At 53.1% G+C, this 19,133-nt stretch carries 20 protein-coding genes; 5 read left to right on the top strand and 15 right to left on the bottom strand.

Features of this window, described 5'->3' with window-relative positions:
* Nucleotides 1-7: 7 nt before the first annotated feature.
* The 4 genes from nusB to nrdR form a co-directional block, all read right to left on the bottom strand.
* The gene (gene nusB / locus OGY17_RS04650; RefSeq protein WP_000801129.1) at nt 8-427 is read right to left on the bottom strand and encodes a transcription antitermination factor NusB; all 420 of its coding nucleotides are present in this window, start codon (nt 425-427) and stop codon (nt 8-10) included.
* 19 nt (nt 428-446) lie between these two features.
* Nucleotides 447-917, bottom strand: a complete 471-nt coding sequence (gene ribH / locus OGY17_RS04645; protein ID WP_003021575.1) for a 6,7-dimethyl-8-ribityllumazine synthase — start codon at nt 915-917, stop codon at nt 447-449.
* Between the two features lie 90 nt (nt 918-1,007).
* On the bottom strand, nt 1,008-2,111 hold the full coding sequence (gene ribD / locus OGY17_RS04640; RefSeq protein ID WP_008783929.1) for a bifunctional diaminohydroxyphosphoribosylaminopyrimidine deaminase/5-amino-6-(5-phosphoribosylamino)uracil reductase RibD: 1,104 nt from the start codon (nt 2,109-2,111) through the stop codon (nt 1,008-1,010).
* A gap of 3 nt (nt 2,112-2,114) precedes the next feature.
* On the bottom strand, nt 2,115-2,564 hold the full coding sequence (nrdR, locus tag OGY17_RS04635; protein WP_003021571.1) for a transcriptional regulator NrdR: 450 nt from the start codon (nt 2,562-2,564) through the stop codon (nt 2,115-2,117).
* A 153-nt stretch (nt 2,565-2,717) separates the two neighbouring features.
* Between nrdR and OGY17_RS04630 the strand changes: the two genes are divergently transcribed.
* Both OGY17_RS04630 and OGY17_RS04625 read left to right on the top strand, forming a co-directional pair.
* Nucleotides 2,718-3,257, top strand: coding sequence for a SadB/YajI family lipoprotein (locus OGY17_RS04630; protein ID WP_286606505.1), 540 nt, complete (start codon nt 2,718-2,720; stop codon nt 3,255-3,257).
* A gap of 298 nt (nt 3,258-3,555) precedes the next feature.
* A complete protein-coding gene (locus OGY17_RS04625) occupies nt 3,556-4,419 on the top strand; it encodes a nucleoside-specific channel-forming protein Tsx (protein ID WP_003021561.1) in 864 nt (287 codons plus the stop codon).
* 45 nt (nt 4,420-4,464) lie between these two features.
* Here OGY17_RS04625 and OGY17_RS04620 read toward each other — a convergent pair whose 3' ends face one another.
* The 7 genes from OGY17_RS04620 to queA form a co-directional block, all read right to left on the bottom strand.
* On the bottom strand, nt 4,465-5,157 hold the full coding sequence (locus OGY17_RS04620) for a helix-turn-helix transcriptional regulator (RefSeq protein WP_057067578.1): 693 nt from the start codon (nt 5,155-5,157) through the stop codon (nt 4,465-4,467).
* Nucleotides 5,158-5,180: 23 nt separating this feature from the next.
* Complete coding sequence (locus OGY17_RS04615) at nt 5,181-5,546, bottom strand: VOC family protein (RefSeq protein WP_032942527.1); 366 nt, start codon at nt 5,544-5,546, stop codon at nt 5,181-5,183.
* A 170-nt stretch (nt 5,547-5,716) separates the two neighbouring features.
* Nucleotides 5,717-6,688, bottom strand: a complete 972-nt coding sequence (gene secF / locus OGY17_RS04610; RefSeq protein WP_003021550.1) for a protein translocase subunit SecF — start codon at nt 6,686-6,688, stop codon at nt 5,717-5,719.
* Between the two features lie 10 nt (nt 6,689-6,698).
* Nucleotides 6,699-8,546 carry a protein translocase subunit SecD gene (gene secD / locus OGY17_RS04605; RefSeq protein ID WP_003021547.1) on the bottom strand — a complete coding sequence of 616 codons (1,848 nt, stop codon included), beginning with the start codon at nt 8,544-8,546 and terminating at the stop codon, nt 6,699-6,701.
* Between the two features lie 27 nt (nt 8,547-8,573).
* Complete coding sequence (yajC, locus tag OGY17_RS04600; RefSeq protein WP_003021544.1) at nt 8,574-8,906, bottom strand: preprotein translocase subunit YajC; 333 nt, start codon at nt 8,904-8,906, stop codon at nt 8,574-8,576.
* A gap of 22 nt (nt 8,907-8,928) precedes the next feature.
* A complete protein-coding gene (tgt, locus tag OGY17_RS04595; protein ID WP_003021535.1) occupies nt 8,929-10,056 on the bottom strand; it encodes a tRNA guanosine(34) transglycosylase Tgt in 1,128 nt (375 codons plus the stop codon).
* A gap of 208 nt (nt 10,057-10,264) precedes the next feature.
* On the bottom strand, nt 10,265-11,329 hold the full coding sequence (gene queA, locus OGY17_RS04590) for a tRNA preQ1(34) S-adenosylmethionine ribosyltransferase-isomerase QueA (protein WP_032942525.1): 1,065 nt from the start codon (nt 11,327-11,329) through the stop codon (nt 10,265-10,267).
* Nucleotides 11,330-11,419: 90 nt separating this feature from the next.
* Here queA and acpH point away from each other — a divergent pair, with 90 nt between their 5' ends.
* A complete protein-coding gene (acpH, locus tag OGY17_RS04585) occupies nt 11,420-12,001 on the top strand; it encodes an ACP phosphodiesterase (RefSeq protein ID WP_003830978.1) in 582 nt (193 codons plus the stop codon).
* A 168-nt stretch (nt 12,002-12,169) separates the two neighbouring features.
* Nucleotides 12,170-12,772 (top strand): peroxiredoxin, encoded by a 603-nt coding sequence (locus OGY17_RS04580; protein ID WP_003021524.1) that lies wholly within the window; start codon nt 12,170-12,172, stop codon nt 12,770-12,772.
* A 67-nt stretch (nt 12,773-12,839) separates the two neighbouring features.
* Here the strand turns inward: OGY17_RS04580 and OGY17_RS04575 are convergent, their stop codons facing one another.
* From OGY17_RS04575 to OGY17_RS04565, 3 genes are all read right to left on the bottom strand, one after another.
* Entirely contained in the window at nt 12,840-14,708 is a 1,869-nt protein-coding gene (locus tag OGY17_RS04575; RefSeq protein WP_100272841.1) for an amidohydrolase, read from the bottom strand.
* A 21-nt stretch (nt 14,709-14,729) separates the two neighbouring features.
* Entirely contained in the window at nt 14,730-15,275 is a 546-nt protein-coding gene (locus OGY17_RS04570; RefSeq protein WP_003830975.1) for an antibiotic biosynthesis monooxygenase, read from the bottom strand.
* A gap of 173 nt (nt 15,276-15,448) precedes the next feature.
* Complete coding sequence (locus OGY17_RS04565; RefSeq protein ID WP_003021513.1) at nt 15,449-16,090, bottom strand: hydrolase; 642 nt, start codon at nt 16,088-16,090, stop codon at nt 15,449-15,451.
* Nucleotides 16,091-16,363: 273 nt separating this feature from the next.
* On the opposite strand from OGY17_RS04565, the gene OGY17_RS04560 reads away from it, so the two are divergent.
* A complete protein-coding gene (locus OGY17_RS04560; RefSeq protein ID WP_048235979.1) occupies nt 16,364-17,266 on the top strand; it encodes a LysR family transcriptional regulator in 903 nt (300 codons plus the stop codon).
* Here OGY17_RS04560 and malZ read toward each other — a convergent pair.
* A complete protein-coding gene (gene malZ / locus OGY17_RS04555; RefSeq protein WP_286606503.1) occupies nt 17,260-19,077 on the bottom strand; it encodes a maltodextrin glucosidase in 1,818 nt (605 codons plus the stop codon). The two genes, OGY17_RS04560 and malZ, sit on opposite strands and share 7 nt — an antisense overlap.
* Nucleotides 19,078-19,133: the final 56 nt, after the last annotated feature.

The raw sequence follows: 19,133 nt of genomic DNA, 5'->3' as shown, positions 1-19,133 counted from the left end.
CTCGGGATTACTTTTTGTTGGGGCGAATCACAGGTGCTGCTTTATCCAGTACGCCGTTCACGAATTTGTGGCTATCTTCAGCGCCGAAGGTTTTTGCCAGTTCAATCGCTTCGTTGATGGCCACTTTGTACGGCACATCACTACGTTTAGACAATTCAAACAGCGCAATACGCAGTACGGCTTTTTCTACCTGACCCAGCTCTTCCAACAGACGAGACAGGTAAGGCTTCATTAATCCATCCAGGTACGCGCTGTTAGTCGCCACCCCGGACAGCAGTTCACGGAAATACAGAACGTCGACATCTTTAACGTCCTGTTCCGCCAGGAACTGGTATTCAACATCAGCGATGTCGTTCTGGGACAACTGCCAGGAGTAGAGCGCCTGGACGGCACACTCACGGGCGCGGCGACGAGCAGCAGGTTTCACGGATTTCCCCTTACAAAAATCAGGCCTTGATGGCTTTCAATACATTAATCATTTCAAGCGCAGTCAGTGCAGCTTCTGCGCCTTTGTTACCGGCTTTAGTGCCAGCACGTTCGATGGCTTGTTCAATACTTTCGGTGGTCAGAACACCGAAGGCTACCGGAATGCCACTGTCCTGAGCGACATGCGCCAGGCCATTGCTTGCACCGCCAGCCACATATTCGAAGTGCGCGGTACCGCCACGGATCACCGTACCGAGCGCAATCACCGCGTCGTATTTACCGGTTTTTGCCAGTGCGTCAGCGGCCAGTGGCAGCTCATATGCACCTGGAACCCAAACAACGGTAATGTTTTCATCTTTAACCTGGCCAATACGTTTCAGGGCGTCGATAGCACCTTCCAGCAGGCTGTCATTGATAAAGTTGTTGAAACGCGCAATGGTGATGGCGACGCGAGCGTCCGGGGTAGCAACGTTAGCTTCAATAATGTTCATATTCTTCCTTCGGGTTCGATTTATGGCCCCGTAAGGGGGGCGGATTTTATCATAATATTCTGTGCGCTGCTTCCTCTAAATCAGAAAGCCTCACGCAGTCGTTAAATGCAGGCAAACGTCCGGGCCCACCTGGCGTATCTCATTGAATTTGAAATGGGGTGCGTCAGCCAGTTTCTCAAGGCCTGGAAGCACACATAATCCTCTCGCATCGCTGCCTAACAGTTTAGGCGCAACATACACGATTAGCTCATCGACCAAACCGGCCTGTAATAATGCCCCGGCGAGCGTTGGGCCAGCTTCAACCCAAATGCTGTTAATTTGCTGTTTGCCCAGTTGCATCATTAGCACCACCAGATCCAGATGTCCGTTATGTTCCGGCACCTTCAGGCTGCGCACCGTCTCCGGCCAGCTACGAGGGTCGTCTTCAGTCCGGACAATCCAGGTTTCTCCAGGCTGTTGCACAATTCGGTGCGCCGGTGTGACCTGATTCTGGCTATCAAGAACAATGCGGATTGGCTGACGCAGCTCTTCCTGCGGGTAACTCGCCTGAGTTGACTCCCCAAGCTCCGACCAACGCACGGTAAGCTGAGGGTCGTCTGCCAGCACCGTCGCACTGCTGGTTAAAATGGCATGACTTTGCGCGCGCAAGCGTTGCACATCGCGGCGCGCCTGTGGCGAGGTAATCCACTGGCTTTCACCGCTGGCCATCGCTGTACGGCCATCAAGCGACGCGCCAAGCTTAAGCTGAAGATATGGGAATCCCGTACGCATGCGCTTGAGGAAGCCTTTATTCAATTGCTCAACTTCGCTCATCATCAGCCCGTGGCTGACGTCGATACCCGCCTGCTGCAAACGGTAGAGCCCACGTCCTGCGACCTGCGGATTGGGATCCTGCATCGCCGCAACCACACGCGACACCCCCGCCGCAATCAGCGCATCGCAACACGGCGGCGTACGACCATGATGACTACAGGGTTCAAGCGTCACGTAGGCAGTTGCCCCCTGCGCTTTTTCTCCAGCCATCCGCAGAGCATGAACTTCGGCATGCGGTTCGCCCGCGCGGTGATGATATCCCTCACCGACGATCTCCCCATCTTTCACAATCACGCAGCCCACGTTGGGGTTGGGGTGAGTGGTAAAACGTCCGCGCGCAGCAAGCTTTAGCGCGCGCGCCATGTACAATTCATCCTGCATGGCTTAGTCCTGTAGGCGAGCAATCTCTTCGCCAAATTCTTTGATATCTTCGAAACTCCGGTAGACAGAGGCAAAGCGGATGTAAGCGACTTTATCGAGCTTTTTCAACTGCTCCATCACCAGGTTGCCAATCATCTTGCTCGGCACCTCACGCTCGCCCGTCGCACGCAGCTGTGATTTGATATGGTTTAACGCCATTTCGACGTCATCTGCGCTGACAGGCCGTTTCTCAAGCGCTCTGAGCATGCCGCTGCGCAGCTTTTCTTCATTAAAGGGTTCACGCACATCGTTGCTTTTCACAACGCGCGGCATAACAAGTTCAGCCACTTCAAAAGTGGTGAAACGTTCGTTACAGACCAGACACTGCCGACGGCGGCGTACCGAGGAGCCCTCGCCTACAAGACGAGAGTCAATTACCTTAGTGTCTACGGCGAAACAGAATGGGCAATGCATACGGCGTCCTGTACCTCAGTGGTTAACAGAATCTATTTTACCCTGAACTGCCGTGACAACAAAGGCGCTGCGCTTTTGAGACAAAGGATCGATGCCTTCGTGCTCAGTGCACACTACCATTATGCTATCGCGACAATGAAGGAAGTAATCACAATGACAAGACGTTACCTAAGAATTCTCCTGGTGGGAAGTCTCTTTAGTCTTAGTGCCTGCGCACAGCAAAGCGAAGTACGCCAGATGCATCAAAGCGTTAGCACGTTGAATAAAGAGATGACGCAGCTTAATCAGGAAACGGTAAAAATTACGCAACAAAATATGTTGAATGCAAAATCAACCAGCGGCGCCTATCTGCTGCCGGGCTCCAAAACCCCGGCACGACTGGACAGCCAGATTGGCACCTTACGCATGTCGCTGGTGAACATTGCGCCGAACGCCGATGGTACGCGCCTGACGCTACGAATTCAGGGTGAATCCAACACGCCTTTACCCGCCTTTAGCGCCACCGTCGAATACGGGCAAATTCAGGGCACCACGGACAACTATCAGGAAGTGAACGTTCATAACCAATTGGTCAACGCTCCGGCGAGTATTCTTGCTCCCAGCGACGTAGACATTCCGTCACAGATAAATGGCCTCACTCCAGATCAGTTAGGATTTGTGCGCATCCACGACGTCCAGCCTGTTAGCCAATAAACTTTTTTGCGGAACGTTTTGTGCGTTCCGCAACATCACTCTGCTTCTTTTTGTTACTCCCCTGACATAACCGATATTTCTGGTAAAACTTGGCAACATTCATGGGAGCCAGTACAATTCGCCGCCTAAAGTACGCAAACGTGAACGCAATCGATTACGTAAATGATAGAACTGTGAAACAAGACATATTTTTGTGAACAATGATTTTTATAATAGGCTCCGAAGAATTACGAAATATTTAGAAACGCAAATTGCGCATTTTTCACTCCCGAAAGGGATTTCAAACAGTGGCATACATATGAAAAAAACATTACTTGCAGCCGGTGCAGTGCTGGCGCTCTCCTCGTCTTTTACTGCCAACGCAGCAGAAAATGACAAACCGCAATATCTGTCCGACTGGTGGCACCAGAGTGTCAACGTGGTGGGTAGCTATCACACCCGTTTCTCCCCGAAACTGAACAACGACGTGTATCTGGAATACGAAGCGTTTGCCAAAAAAGACTGGTTTGACTTCTATGGCTACATCGATATTCCGAAAACCTTCGACTGGGGTAACGGCAACGATAAAGGTATTTGGTCTGACGGTTCCCCGCTGTTTATGGAAATCGAACCGCGTTTCTCCATCGACAAACTGACCGGTGCTGACCTGAGCTTTGGTCCGTTCAAAGAATGGTATTTCGCCAACAACTACATCTACGATATGGGTGATAACAAAGCCAGCCGCCAGAGCACCTGGTATATGGGTCTGGGTACCGATATCGATACCGGTCTGCCGATGGGTCTGTCCCTGAACGTGTATGCTAAATACCAGTGGCAGAACTATGGCGCATCCAACGAAAACGAGTGGGATGGCTACCGTTTCAAAGTGAAATACTTTGTGCCGATCACCCAGGTTTGGGGCGGCCAGTTGACCTACATCGGCTTCACCAACTTCGACTGGGGCTCAGATTTGGGTGATGATCCGAACCGCACCAGCAACTCTATCGCGTCCAGCCACGTCCTGGCGCTGAACTACGATCACTGGCACTACTCCGTCGTAGCGCGTTACTTCCATAACGGCGGCCAGTGGAAAGGTGGAGATACCCTGAACTGGGGCGAAGGCGACTTCAGCGCGAAATCTACCGGTTGGGGTGGTTACCTGGTCGTAGGTTACAACTTCTAATCCAGACAATGTCTCGCAGACAAGCCAGCTTAACCGCTGGCTTTTTTATGGCTGGTCTTCACAGCGTACTTTACGCAAAAAGTCACTTAGCGAGCGATCTGCCGATTCGCGAAAATGCCTTTCGAGTGGCGTAATCTTCAGACATCGATCAACGCGAAAGCAACGATAATCGTCACGCTTCTCGCACCAGCCAACCAGCAGCCAGTGCTCGCCCCAGAAAAATAATCCCAGCGGCTGAACGTCGCGCCAGGAGAGGTTCCCGGACTCATCGCGATAATGCAGCGCCAGCACCTGCTGTGCTGAAACCGCGCGATGTATGAGATCGAAGGCACTGCGTGAATGCGGCTGATTACCAAAATCTGGCGCGAAAATCCGCGTTTGCTCGGCTCTGCGCCGACTCTCTGGCGGCAATATCGCCAACACTTTTTCCTGCGCGGATTCCAACGCCTGTGAGAGTGAATCCCCACCCCATGTTTTCAGCAATCGAATCGCTACCATCAATGCTTCTGATTCGTGATGCGTTAACATCAACGGCGGTAGATCAAACCCGGCCATTAAGCGGTATCCGCTGCCCACTTCGCCTTCAATAGGCACACCGGATAAAGAGAGATCGCGGATATCGCGATAAATCGTCCGTTCAGAAACCTCAAGACGCTCTGCCAGCAGCGCCGCCGTTGTCACTCGCCTGCCACGCAGGATTTGCACAATCTGAAACAAGCGGTCGGCGCGTCTGCTCATTTTAATCCTCAGTGCTGAAAATATTACGCGGGTTGATGTAAACCAACACGATTGCCTTCGCTGTCAGTAAATAGCGCAATCGTACCAATGTCCTGCCCCAGTTCGAGTGGGCCAAACACACACTGACCGCCAGCAGTGGCGACGCGTTCAAGCGTTGCAGCCAAATCGTCCGTATGCAGATAAATAATAGCGCCCTGCGCTGAAGGCGTAATACCGTCAAATTTAGCCAGCGCCCCGCCGGGAGCGGGATCCTGATGCGGAAATACGGCGAGCTCAGCGCAGTCCATGTTCTCCCGGCGCAAAGAAACCTGCATTACTGGCTCATAAAAAGCGATGGCGCGATCCATTTGTACCACGGGGATTTCAAACCAATTAATTACATTGCTCATACTTCCTCCTGCCTGTGTGGGTAATCTCAGGAGGACTATATGACAGGGCTACTGACAGCATACTGTCAGTAGTGTGGCGACAGGAAAAGATAATTACCTGTCGCTAATTCACAGGCAAAAAAAATCCCGACCTTGCGATCGGGATTCCAGTATCTTCACTCCTGGATGGGTTAAGGCAGAATCGACGGTTGATCCGCCCCTTCTTTCTCGACCTTCTGCTGCAGCATGTGCTCACGCTTCATACCCAGCTTCAGCGCCAGCGCCGATGCCACGTAGATAGAAGACGCAGTACCGATAGAAACACCGATCAGCATCGTCAGCGAGAATCCTTCCAGTACCGGACCACCGAACAGGAACAGCATCAGAATAACCATCAACGTTGTACCGGACGTAATCAACGTACGGTGCAGCGTTTGAGTCAGTGACACGTTAAAGATTTCGTAAGGCGTACCGCGACGAATTTTGCGGAAGTTTTCACGAATACGGTCAGATACAACGATACTGTCGTTCAGCGAGTAACCGATTACCGACATCAGTGATGCGACGATAGTCAGGTCAATCTCGATATGGAACAACGACAGGATCCCAAGTGTGATAATAACGTCGTGCGCCAGCGCGATAACTACCCCTGCCGCCAGTCGCCACTCAAAGCGGAAACCGACGTACACCAGGATGGAGATCAACGCCGCCATCAGCGCCATCGCACCGGTTTGCGCCAGGTCTGCACCCACGCTCGGACCCACGAATTCAATTCGCTTCACCGCGGCGTTTTGGTTGGTGGATTCGTTAATCACACTCAACACTTTGCTACCCAGCACCTGACCGCCGTCTGCACCTTCAGTTGGCGGCATACGTACCATAATGTCGTGGCTGCTGCCGAAGTTCTGCAGAAGCGGATCAACGAAGCCCGCTTTCTCCAGCGCATCGCGCATCACGTCCATATCGGCCGGTTTTTCCAGCGTGATTTCAATAACCGTACCACCGGTGAAATCGAGCCCCCAGTTAAACCCGCGTACGCCCATCACCACGATGGCCGCAATCAGCAGGAAACCTGAAATGCCGAAAGCCCAGTAGTCCCAGCGCATAAAGTCCCAGACTTTACGGCCGTGGTTCAATTGTTCAACAGTATATTCCTGTGCCACTTCGCACTCCTCAGATTGACAGCTTTTTGACGCGCTTGCCGCCATACAACAGGTTTACGATGGCACGTGTACCGACAATCGCGGTAAACATCGACGTCGCCACACCAATACCGGTAGTAATCGCGAACCCTTTAATTGCCCCGGTGCCAACTGCGTACAGGATGATGACCTTGATCAGCGTCGTAATGTTCGCATCAAAGATGGAGCTAAATGCGCCCGCATAACCTTCATTGATGGCCTGCTGCACCGAACGCCCGTTACTCAACTCTTCTTTGATACGTTCGTTGATCAGTACGTTCGCATCGACCGCGACGGCAAGGGTTAAGACGATCCCCGCAATCCCCGGCATACTCAGCGTAGCACCCGGCAGCAACGACATAATACCGACAATCAGCACCAGGTTAGCAATCAGCGCACTGGTCGCAATCAGACCGAACTTCTTATAGAAGAAGATCATGAACAGGATAGACACCACCAGACCGGCCAGACATGCTTCCAGACCCTGTTTAATGTTCTGCATACCCAGGGTTGGGCCGATGGTACGTTCTTCAACAATCTGAATCGGCGCAATCAACGCACCGGCACGTAACAGCAGGGAAAGCTGGCGTGCTTCGTTCGGGTTGTTGATACCGGTGATACGGAAGCTGTTACCCAGGCGAGACTGGATATTGGCGATGTTAATCACCTCTTCCTGCTTCACCAGCACTGCACGACCGTTGGCATCTTTCTTACCGCTGTCTTTGTACTCCACGAACAGGGTCGCCATCGGCTTACCGATGTTGTCCTTGGTGAAGTTGGACATGATGTTACCACCTGCGCTATCCAGCGAGATGTTAACCTGCGGCTGATTGTATTCGTCCTGGCTGGAAGTGGAGTCGGTGATATGGTCACCGGTCAGGATCACACGCTTGTACAGCACAACCGGCTGACCTTCGCGAGATTGTTTCACTTCCGAGTCACCCGGTACACGCCCGGATGCCGCAGCAGACTGGTCAACGTTGGTATTTACCAGACGGAATTCCAGCGTCGCGGTTGCGCCCAGAATTTCTTTCGCACGCGCGGTATCCTGAATACCCGGCAGTTCGACCACAATGCGGTCAGCACCCTGACGTTGTACCACCGGCTCAGCAACACCCAGTTGGTTAACACGATTACGCAGAATGTTGATGTTCTGCTGTACTGCGTATTCACGGGCTTCGCTCAGGCGCGCATCGGTCATTACCGCACGCAGAGCATTGCTGCCCTGGCTGGAAATAACCAGATCCTGGTGACGTTTGCTCAGGTAAGAGATAGCTTCATCACGGGCGCTGCTATCACGGAAAGTGATGCTCAGACCGTAGTTATCTTCTTTGCGAACGGTAGTATAAGGAATGCCTTTTTCACGCAGATCGCTGCGCAGGCTATCGATATTTTGTTCCTGCAACTTACTCAGCGCGGTGTCCATATCCACTTCCATCAGGAAGTGAACGCCGCCACGCAGGTCAAGACCGAGTTTCATCGGTTCTGCGTGAATGGCAGCCAGCCAGCGCGGGGTTGCCGGAGCAAGGTTAAGCGCCACGACGTACTGATCGCCCAGTACGCCCATTAATACTTCACGTGCGCGCAGTTGGGTATCAGTGGAGTCGAAGCGCGCGAGAATAGCACCCTCTTCCAGAGCCACAGACTTAGGTGTGATTTTATCTTCTTGTAACGTTTTCTGGACCTGGATCAGCGTTTGCTCACTGGCGGCAGCACCGCGCACGCCAGTGATTTGAACAGCCGGATCCTCACCATACAGGTTGGGAAGCGCATAGAGCAGACCGACGACAATAACGACGATCAGCATGACATACTTCCACAAAGGATAACGGTTTAACACGGCAGTTCCCTTTGGGAAAACAATAAATTACAGCGCCTTCATGGTGCCTTTCGGCAGAACGGCAGCTACGAAATCACGTTTGATAACCACTTCAGTGGTGTCGTTCAGCGCGATAGCGATGTAGCCAGATTCTGCTACTTTAGTCACGCGCCCCACCAGACCACCGTTAGTCAGTACTTCATCGCCTTTCGCAATGGAGTTCATCAGGTTCTTGTGTTCTTTGGTACGCTTTTGCTGTGGGCGCAGGATCATGAAATAGAAAATCAGACCAAACACCACCAGCATCAGAATCAGAGACATCGGGCTGCCCTGCGCCGGAGCACCTGTTGCCGCTACCGCATCAGAAATAAAAAAGCTCATTCAAATTCCCTCATTATTAAAATTAATCAACGTTCACAGGTGGAACTGGTCTACCCTGACGTTGGTAAAAATCGGTCACGAAGCTCTCTAATTTACCCTCTTCAATAGCCTTGCGTAAACCCGCCATCAAACGCTGGTAGTAGCGAAGGTTATGAATCGTGTTGAGTCGCGCGCCCAATATTTCGTTGCAACGGTCGAGATGATGCAAGTAAGCGCGCGAATAATTGCGACAGGTGTAACAATCACACTCAGCATCGAGCGGACTGGTGTCGCTTTTATGTTTCGCGTTACGAATTTTTACCACGCCGTCAGTCACAAACAAATGACCATTACGGGCATTTCGCGTTGGCATCACGCAGTCAAACATATCGATACCGCGACGCACGCCTTCAACCAGATCTTCTGGTTTGCCGACGCCCATCAGGTAACGCGGTTTATCTGCCGGAATCTGCGGGCAAACATGTTCCAGAATGCGGTGCATATCTTCCTTCGGCTCACCGACAGCCAAACCGCCGACAGCGTAGCCATCAAAGCCGATATCTACCAGACCTTTGACGGAGATATCACGTAAATCTTCGTAAACACTGCCCTGAATGATGCCAAAAAGCGCATTTTTGTTGCCAAGACTATCAAAACGGTCACGGCTGCGCTTCGCCCAACGCAAAGACATCTCCATTGAGCGTTTAGCATAGTCCCAGTCGGCCGGATACGGTGTACATTCATCGAAGATCATCACGATATCGGAACCGAGATCGTATTGAATCTCCATCGACTTCTCGGGATCGAGGAAAATCGGATCGCCATTGATCGGGTTACGGAAATGCACACCCTGCTCGGTTATCTTACGGATATCGCCCAAGCTGAACACCTGGAAGCCGCCGGAGTCGGTGAGGATCGGCCCTTTCCACTGCATGAAATCGTGCAGATCGCCGTGCAGTTTCATGATTTCCTGACCCGGACGCAGCCACAGGTGGAAAGTGTTGCCGAGGATAATCTGTGCGCCGGTCGCTTCAACTTCTTCCGGCGTCATGCCTTTTACTGTGCCGTAAGTACCGACCGGCATAAAAGCAGGCGTTTCTACTACGCCACGATCAAAAACCAGGCGGCCACGGCGAGCGCGACCGTCTGTGGTATCCAGTTCAAATTTCATTTTTTCTCCTGCATCAGAGAGACAGTCTGATGATTAAACTTTCCCCACGGAATCACTCCACGGAGTAAAAATATATTAACCCACTGGCGAAGGCGCAATCGGCGCAGCCAGTTTGGGGGCGACCAGCGCACAGCCACCGGAGCGTACACGCAGTACGTGAGGATGGCGAGCACTGCCCGACATCAAAATGGCAAGTGAGATAGCCTTCTCACGGTCGCTCAGAAATAGCCTGCGGATTGTACGTGATAAACATGGCATCCCCGTAACTAAAAAAGCGATATTCCGCTTTTACCGCTTCATGATAGGCGTGCATGGTGTTTTTATAACCAGCAAATGCGGAAACCAGCATAATCAGCGTTGATTCCGGCAGGTGGAAGTTGGTGACCAGAGCATCAATCACCTGATATTTATAGCCTGGATAAATAAAGATTTGTGTATCGCCAAAGAACGGCTCGATGAGATCGTTTTTGGCCGCCTGCGCCGCACTTTCCAGCGAACGCACGGAGGTGGTACCTACCGCAATCACGCGATTACCGCGCGCTTTCGCCGCCAGCACCGCGTCCACTACATCCTGCGGCACTTCCGCATATTCGGAATGCATAATGTGGTCTTCGATGGTGTCTACGCGCACCGGCTGGAAAGTACCCGCGCCAACGTGCAGGGTGACGAACGCCATTTCAATGCCTTTATCGCGCAGTTTAGCCAGCAGCGGATCGTCAAAATGCAGACCCGCGGTCGGTGCAGCGACGGCACCCGGTTTTTCGCTGTACACGGTCTGGTACAGCTCGCGGTCGGCGTCTTCATCCGGACGGTCGATATACGGAGGCAACGGCATATGGCCGATGGCGTTGAGGATATCCAGCACGCTGCGTTCGTCGTTAAACTCAACTTCAAACAGCGCGTCATGGCGGGCGACCATCGTCGCCTTAATACTTTCGTCGTCGCCCAGCAGCAGCTCGGCACCCGGTTTCGGCGCTTTCGAGGCACGAATATGCGCCAGAATACGTTTGTCATCCAGCATACGTTCGACCAGCACTTCAATCTTGCCGCCGCTGGCTTTACGACCAAACAGACGCGCAGGAATGACGCGGGTGTTGTTAAAGACCAGCAAGTCTCCAGGGTTGAGCTTATCGAGCAAATCGGTGAAAGTACCGTGCGTCAGCGCGCCCGTCGGCCCGTCCAAAGACAGCAAGCGGCAGCTACTGCGCTCAGCTTGCGGATAGTGGGCAATCAGGGATTCGGGTAGTTCAAAGGTGAAATCGGTAACGCGCATGACACTGACTCAGACTAAAATAAGAGGCGGGTAGTCTAGTGCCGGGGCGTTCTCCCTGCAACCTTTACCCCTCTGGATAAACGTTTAACTATGAATTTTCTTGCACATTTGCATCTCGCTCACCTTGCCGATAGCTCGCTTTCCGGCAATCTGCTGGCCGATTTTGTCCGGGGTAATCCGGAAACACACTACTCGCCTGATGTGGTAGCAGGCATCTTCATGCATCGTCGTATCGACGTGATGACCGATAACTTACCGCAGGTGCGTGAAGCCAAAGAGTGGTTTCGTAGCGAAACGCGCCGCGTCGCGCCGATTACGCTGGACGTTATGTGGGATCATTTTCTGTCGCGCCATTGGTCGGAAATCTCCCCTGACTTCCCGCTGACGGACTTTGTGCGCTATGCCCGTACCCAGGTAACCACTATTTTGCCGGAATCGCCGCCGCGCTTTATCAATCTGAACAACTATATATGGTCAGAGAAATGGCTTGAGCGCTACCGGGACATGGATTTTATCCAGAACGTCCTGAACGGCATGGCCAGCCGCCGTCCACGGCTCGATGCCCTACGCGACTCATGGTATGACCTCGATACGCATTACGATGCGTTAGAAGAACGATTCTGGCAGTTTTATCCGCAAATGATGGAACAGGCGCGGTGTAAAACCCTTTAATCGCAGCCCGCATTCCCCGCCGGATAAGCAGTAGCCGCCGTCCGGCAAAAGATTGATAGACAAAACCTGTCTCATTGATTGCCAGCGCCTCTTTGTCTTATTCCCGAACACTCTCTATACTGGCCCGCGTTGCGTTCCAAAAACCCCTTAACTTTGCAGGAGAATTATATGGTACTGGTAACTCGTCAGGCTCCGGATTTCACAGCAGCTGCGGTACTGGGTAGCGGTGAGATCGTTGAAAACTTCAACTTCAAACAGCATACCAACGGTAAAACCACCGTTCTGTTCTTCTGGCCGATGGACTTCACCTTCGTTTGCCCGTCTGAACTGATCGCATTCGACAAACGTTACGAAGAATTCCAGAAGCGCGGCGTTGAAGTTGTTGGCGTTTCCTTCGACTCTGAATTTGTCCACAACGCATGGCGTAACACCCCTGTCGACAAAGGCGGCATCGGTGCAGTGAAATACGCAATGGTTGCTGACATCAAACGCGAAATCCAGAAAGCCTACGGCATCGAGCACCCGGAAGCGGGCGTTGCGCTGCGCGGTTCTTTCCTGATCGACGCTAACGGCGTTGTTCGCCACCAGGTGGTTAACGATCTGCCGCTGGGTCGTAACATCGACGAAATGCTGCGCATGGTTGACGCGCTGCAGTTCCACGAAGAGCACGGTGACGTTTGCCCGGCACAGTGGGAAAAAGGTAAAGAAGGTATGAACGCGTCTCCGGACGGCGTGGCAAAATACCTGACCGAGAACGTTTCCAGCCTGTAATTGGCATGAATCGACAAAAGGCCCGCAAATGCGGGCCTTTTTTATTGTTAGCAGATCCGATAAGCGATTAAAACGCGAAGCAGGAACAGCCAAGCGCGCCCCAGAAAGCCCGGTCATCTGACACCGGAATCCCCGATTTCCGCGCAATATCATGCTGGTGACCGTGTACGCCGCAGCTGCCGCAGCACTGGTGCATCTGCACCATTGCGCCAATTTTCGCCGCAGCAGGTGGCGCTGAGCGATAGTGCCCCGGCACCTTCACCACTGGCGACCAGTCCGGCACAATCGGAATAGCAGGTGGTGCCAGCGGGGTGAAATGCCCGGCGGCGTAAACCACTTTGCCATCAACAACGGTCATCACCGACTCAATACCTTTGATCTCTTCTTCCGGCACGCTGAAGTAATCTTTAGACAGCACCACCAAGTCGGCCAGTTGATCTTTCTCGATGCGCCCTTTCTTACCCTGCTCACTGGAAAACCAGGCGCTACCGGCCGTCCACAGTTCCAGGGCAACATCACGCGGCAGACGGTTGTTATCATCGTACATTGCCATCCCGCCAACGGTACGGCCCGAAACCAGCCAGTAGAGCGCGGTCCACGGGTTGTAGCTGGCCACGCGGGTGGCGTCAGTCCCCAGCCCAACCGGAACGTCAGCCGCCAGCATTTTCGCCACCGGCGGCGTATGTTTAACCGCGTCTTTGCCGTAGCGATCAACAAAATACTCTCCCTGGAACGCCATACGGTGCTGGACCGCAATCCCGCCGCCCAGTGCTTTTACACGCTCGATGTTCCGTTCGGTAATTGTTTCGGCGTGATCGAAGAACCAGTGCAGGCCATTGAACGGGATATCACGATTAACTTTCTCAAATACGTCCAACATTCGGCTGATAGATTCATCGTAGGTGGCGTGCAGGCGGAACGGCCAGCGATGCTCCACCAGGTGACGAACCACGCGCTCCAGCTCATCTTCCATACCCTCCGGCAGATCCGGACGTGGCTGAAGGAAGTCTTCAAAATCCGCTGCAGAAAAGACCAGCATTTCCCCTGCCCCGTTGGCACGATAGAAGTCGGTTCCCTGCCCTGGCTTGAGCATATCGGTCCAGCGTTCAAAGTCTTCCAGTTCCTGCTTTGGACGCTGGGTAAACAGATTGTAGGCAATACGCACCGTCATCTGTTTGTTGGCGTGTAACTGCTCAATGATCTCGTAATCTTCCGGGTAGTTCTGGAAGCCGCCTCCCGCATCGATGGCGCTGGTCAGTCCCAGACGGTTCAGTTCACGCATAAACTGACGGGTCGAGTTAACCTGCATTTCCAGCGGCAGTTTTGGTCCTTTTGCCAGCGTCGAATAAAGGATCATGGCGTTCGGTTTAGCGATCAGCATTCCGGTCGGGTTGCCGTTGCTATCACGCACAATCTCACCGCCCGCCGGATCCGGCGTCGCTTTGGTATAGCCAACCGCTTTCAGCGCGGCGCGGTTGAGCAAAGCCCGGTCGTAGAGATGCAGAACAAAAACCGGAGTATCAGGAGCGGCTTCATTCAGTTCTTCGAGGGTTGGCATGCGACGTTCGGCAAACTGGAATTCACTCCAGCCGCCCACCACGCGTACCCATTGTGGCGACGGCGTTCTGTCAGCCTGGTCTTTGAGCATGCGTAGCGCGTCCGCCAGTGACGGCACGCCCTCCCAACGCAATTCCAGGTTGTAATTCAGTCCACCACGAATAAGGTGCAGGTGCGAATCGTTCAGGCCCGGGATCACCGTATGTCCTTGCAGATCGACAACCTGCGTCCCTTCGGCGGCAAAGCTCATTACCCGTTCGTGGCTACCGGTCGCCAGGATCTTTCCGTTGGCGATCGCCACCGCCTCGACCTGCGGACTTTGCCTGTCGAGAGTATGAATTTTTCCGTGAGTCAGAATCAGTGTGGCAGTTTGAGACATAACAATCTCCTGAGATACCGGTCAGGCTTTTTTCAGCCATCCGGCAAACAGACGGGTTACGATGGGCATCCAGAACCAGACCACTAGCGCAACCACAAAGGCATCATTGATGAGATGCAGGAGTAACGAGCCCTTCATTGCAGGCAACACAATGCCGGTCAACCACGGCACCAGATTGGTACTGGGAAATATCACCAGCAGGGTTATCAGAAACTGTTTCCAGCGTTTGGGCTGGCGTACATGGGGCGCGGGCGGCGTAAACCAGAACGCTGCTTCGGTGCGAATTTCAGTTTTGTCACCTTCAGCCAGCAGTGGAGCAATCTCTTCGACCAACACGCGGCGCGTATCGGACTGGGTCCAGCTATACAGATGCTCAAGCGTGTCGAAGCGGATAATGATGTTCCACAGGTTGTTGCCATCTGCCGGGCGAATCACGTTCGCCCCGAGATGACCGGGAAATTCAGCCGCTACAGGCATGATTTTCCCCAGCCACTGCTCATACCGCTGCGCCTGCTCAGGTAGCAGAGTGTGAGTAATTACCAACGTCACATGTTTGTTCTGCGCCATGAAGGGTTCCTTGTTGACAGGAAACAGGCCGCTTAGGCCAGGAAAGCAATACACAAAATCATTCATGGTGCATCGAGGCGGCAAGGTTGTGGATCCCCGGGAGCTTACATAAGTAAGTGACCGGGGTACGCAAGCGAAGCCAACAAAGATGCAACATGAAGGATGACATGTATTTAAGCTTTACGTTCCGGCGCGCCATGCACCATGGTATAGGCATAATCCACGCCCATACCGTAGGCGCCGCTGTGCTCGCGTACCAGATCCATTACGGCGTCGTAGGTTTCTTTGCGGGACCAGTCGCGCTGGTACTCGAGAAGAACCTGTTGCCAGGTTACGGGTACGGCACCTGCCTGTACCATGCGGTCGATAGAACGCTCATGAGCATCTACGGACGTGCCGCCGGAGGTATCAGTTACCACATAAACTTCATAGCCTGCCTCCAGTGCCATCAGCGCCGGAAAAGTCAGGCATACTTCGGTCCACAGCGCGGAGATAATCAGTTTTTTACGCCCGGTCGCTTCCACTGCTTTCACAAACGCCGCATCTTCCCAGGAGTTCATTGAGGTGCGTTCAATGGGTTTGACATCAGGATGAACCGCTAACAATTCCGGCCAGATATACCCGCTAAAACTTTTGGTTTCTACAGAAGTATAAATCACCGGAACATTGAATATTTTCCCGGCTTTCGCTAATGCCACGGTATTATTTTTTAAAGTCTGGCGATCAATATTCGCCACACCGAATGACATTTGCGGCTGATGATCAATAAAAATAAGCGTAGAGTTTTGAGGGTCAATCAGTTCCCGAATAGACATAGCACACCTTCTTAATCAATAAGTTAAAAGGCAACGGTCTGTATCTGCCGTCAGCAGCAGGATCCTGAATCAGAAAGCTTGTTGAGTATAGCGGGAAATTTCTAACGAGTTATTAAAGAAAACTTACCATCCTGTGAAACTATTAATTTTGTGTTGCGATATATCCTAAACAACATCAAAAAAATGCGCATGACTCATCTAATTTATTCACTGGCATTGTTTTTCTTCATTCGGTACAACAGAAGGGTTTAATTTTCAGGATATTTTCTGCTTATGCGCATTAATCTGGATGTTTTGCTTATTCTCGACGCACTCGACAAACAGGGTTCATTTGCCGCAGCGGCCGAGTCGCTGTTTAAAACCCCTGCCGCACTCAGCTATATGATTCAGAAGCTGGAAAGCGATTTGAATATCGAGCTGCTTGACCGTTCCGGGCACCGGGCAAAATTTACCGATACCGGACAGATGATGCTGGAAAAAGGGCGTTTGCTGCTGAATGCGGCAAAAGATCTCGAAAAGCAGGCGGTACAGCTGAGTTCAGGCTGGGAAAAAGAGCTGGCAATTGCGCTGGACGACTCCTTCCCTTTCTCCGCGCTGTTGCCCATTATCGATGAATTTCATGCGCTGAATAAGCAAACTCGCCTCAGTTTTACCCACCATACGCTGGCGGGCTCCTGGGAGGAGCTGACCCATAATGGAGCCGATATTATTCTGGGGGCAATTAATGAACCGCCAACGTCTGCAGCCTGGTCCTATAAAATGCTCGGCACGTTGGACAATGTGTTTGTCGTTGCGCCTGAGCATCCGCTGGCAGCAGCAGCAGACGGCCTGACCAACGAACAGTTATGCCTGCATCGGGCGATTGTTATCAGCGACAGCGCCCGCTTCTGCCATCCGTTACAAACCAATCTGATGGAGGAACAGGCGCAAATCCGCGTCGATGACTTCCACAGTAAGGTGATGCTACTACGAGCCGGTATGGGCTGCGGATTTCTCCCCCGCCATATTGCCAGCCCGTGGCTTACCACGGGCGAGCTGGTGGAAAAAACGGTTATCTCATTTCGCCAAAAAGACGTGGCATATATGGCATGGCGCAATAACCGCGATGGGCTGGCACAGCGCTGGTGGCGGGAAACGCTGCTGGCAAGCCCGGAGATTGCGCGCTTATATCAATGACCTATCCATACCGAGGCGGAAATCGCCGGCAACGTCAGGATATCGTCGGCAAGCATGCCATTGCCCTCTTTGTGCTGCCATTGACTCACGCTCAGTAATGGCGAGGCTGGCAGGACCACTTCACAAGCGTGGCCACGGTTAATCGCCACCAGGACGCGCTGTCGGTTTAGCACGCGAACAAACACCACCACGTTATCCTCGGCGTAAATCACCTGGCAACCACCGTGGCGCAGCGCCTGATTCTGGTGGCGTAATTTTGCCAACCGATGATACAACGCCAGCAGAGTAGCGTCCTGTTTTTCAGGCTGCCACGGGAACGGTTTGCGACAAAACGGATCGTTGTTCCCGTCCAGCCCCACTTCGTCACCGTAGTAAATACAGGGCACGCCAGGCCAGGTAAACAGCCACACCACCGCTAGCGGTAACCGTGCGACGTCTTTACCGAGCAGAGATTTAAAGCGGGCGGTATCGTGGCTGTCGAGCTGATTAAACATCCGCAGCTGTTGCTGATGCGACAACCCCGCGCGGTAGTTATCCATCCACGCCATACAGGTCTGGGCATCAATGGATTGCGGGTCGTATGAGATATCGGTATTGGCGAGAAATCCCCAGAGGGGGAAGGTAAATCCGCGATAGTTCATGGCGGCATCTTCTGCATCAGCCTGCAACCACTGGCGCGCATCGCCAAAATGCTCACCCACCACATACGCCTCTGGCTGGGTTTCTTTTGCCGCCTGCGTAATTCCGGCCACATGTTGTAGGTTGTTACGTGCGCCTCCGGCCTCTCCCAGCATGTGCACCACATCAAGACGCCAGCCGTCCATACTCCACGGCGCTTTCAGCCAGTGGCGGACGATACTGTCTTCACCACGATAAATTTCATTCACCAGGCTTTCCGAGGAAAAGTCCAGCTTAGGTAAGCTGGAATATCCCAGCCAGTCGAGCGCAACGCCGTCGGCTGAGAAATGATACCAGTCGCGCCAGGGGGATTCTGGATTATGGCACGCCCCGCCTGTCCCCCGATTATGTCGGTCAAACCAGGCGTGCGAATCGCCGCTATGGTTAAAGACGCCGTCGAGAATCAGACGCATGCCCTGCCGTTGGGTGTTGTGCCGCAGACGCAGTAGCGCCCTGTCGCCGCCAAATTGCGGATCAACATGACGGTAATCTTCGGTATCGTATTTATGCACGCTCGGGGCGGTAAATACAGGATTCAGGTACAGCGCCGTGACCCCTAACGTTTTCAGGTACGGTAGTTTTTCGCTGATGCCGTCCAAATCGCCGCCATAAAACGTGGAGCCACCGGCCTGAGCCGTAAGCGGTTCGTCCCATTCGCGCCGCACGATGTCGTGTCCGGCGGCGTGGTGGTAATAGACGTTATCCTGGCCCGCTTCACGCGACTGGCTGCGGGCAAAACGGTCCGGGAAAATTTGATAGAAAATCTGATCGGCAACCCACTGCGGACCGTTATCCGGCACATCAACCGCAAACTGCTCCAGACGCGCAGGCGGAAAACGGCTGAATCCCTGTGGGGTGAACCACAGCTGACGATCGAGCCAAAGTAATTTAAAGCTATAGCGTCGACGAGGCTGCCCGCTGGAGAGATCGATCGCCGCTCGCCACGCGGTCACACCCGGCTGCGGCTGGCTGCGCTGCTTGTGCATAGCCAGCGAAATCTCTTCGTTATCGTTTTCTGCGCGTAGCGTCACCCGCAGGGGTGGATTTTCCCCCACCAACCATAATGTAATCGTCAGTTGATCTTTGTTTTGCTTAACAAATGGGGCAACCGGAAGGTGCCAGGCGTTCAACATCACGTATCCCCTTTGATGATAATGACGTCACCTTGCCATAGCGAAGTGCAGGATCA

It is taken from the genome of Citrobacter sp. Cpo126 (assembly GCF_030332445.1).
In the GTDB taxonomy this organism is placed as follows: Bacteria; Pseudomonadota; Gammaproteobacteria; order Enterobacterales; family Enterobacteriaceae; genus Citrobacter; species Citrobacter portucalensis.
Note: the sequence above shows the minus strand (reverse complement) of the source record. Positions and strands in the feature narration are given on the sequence as shown.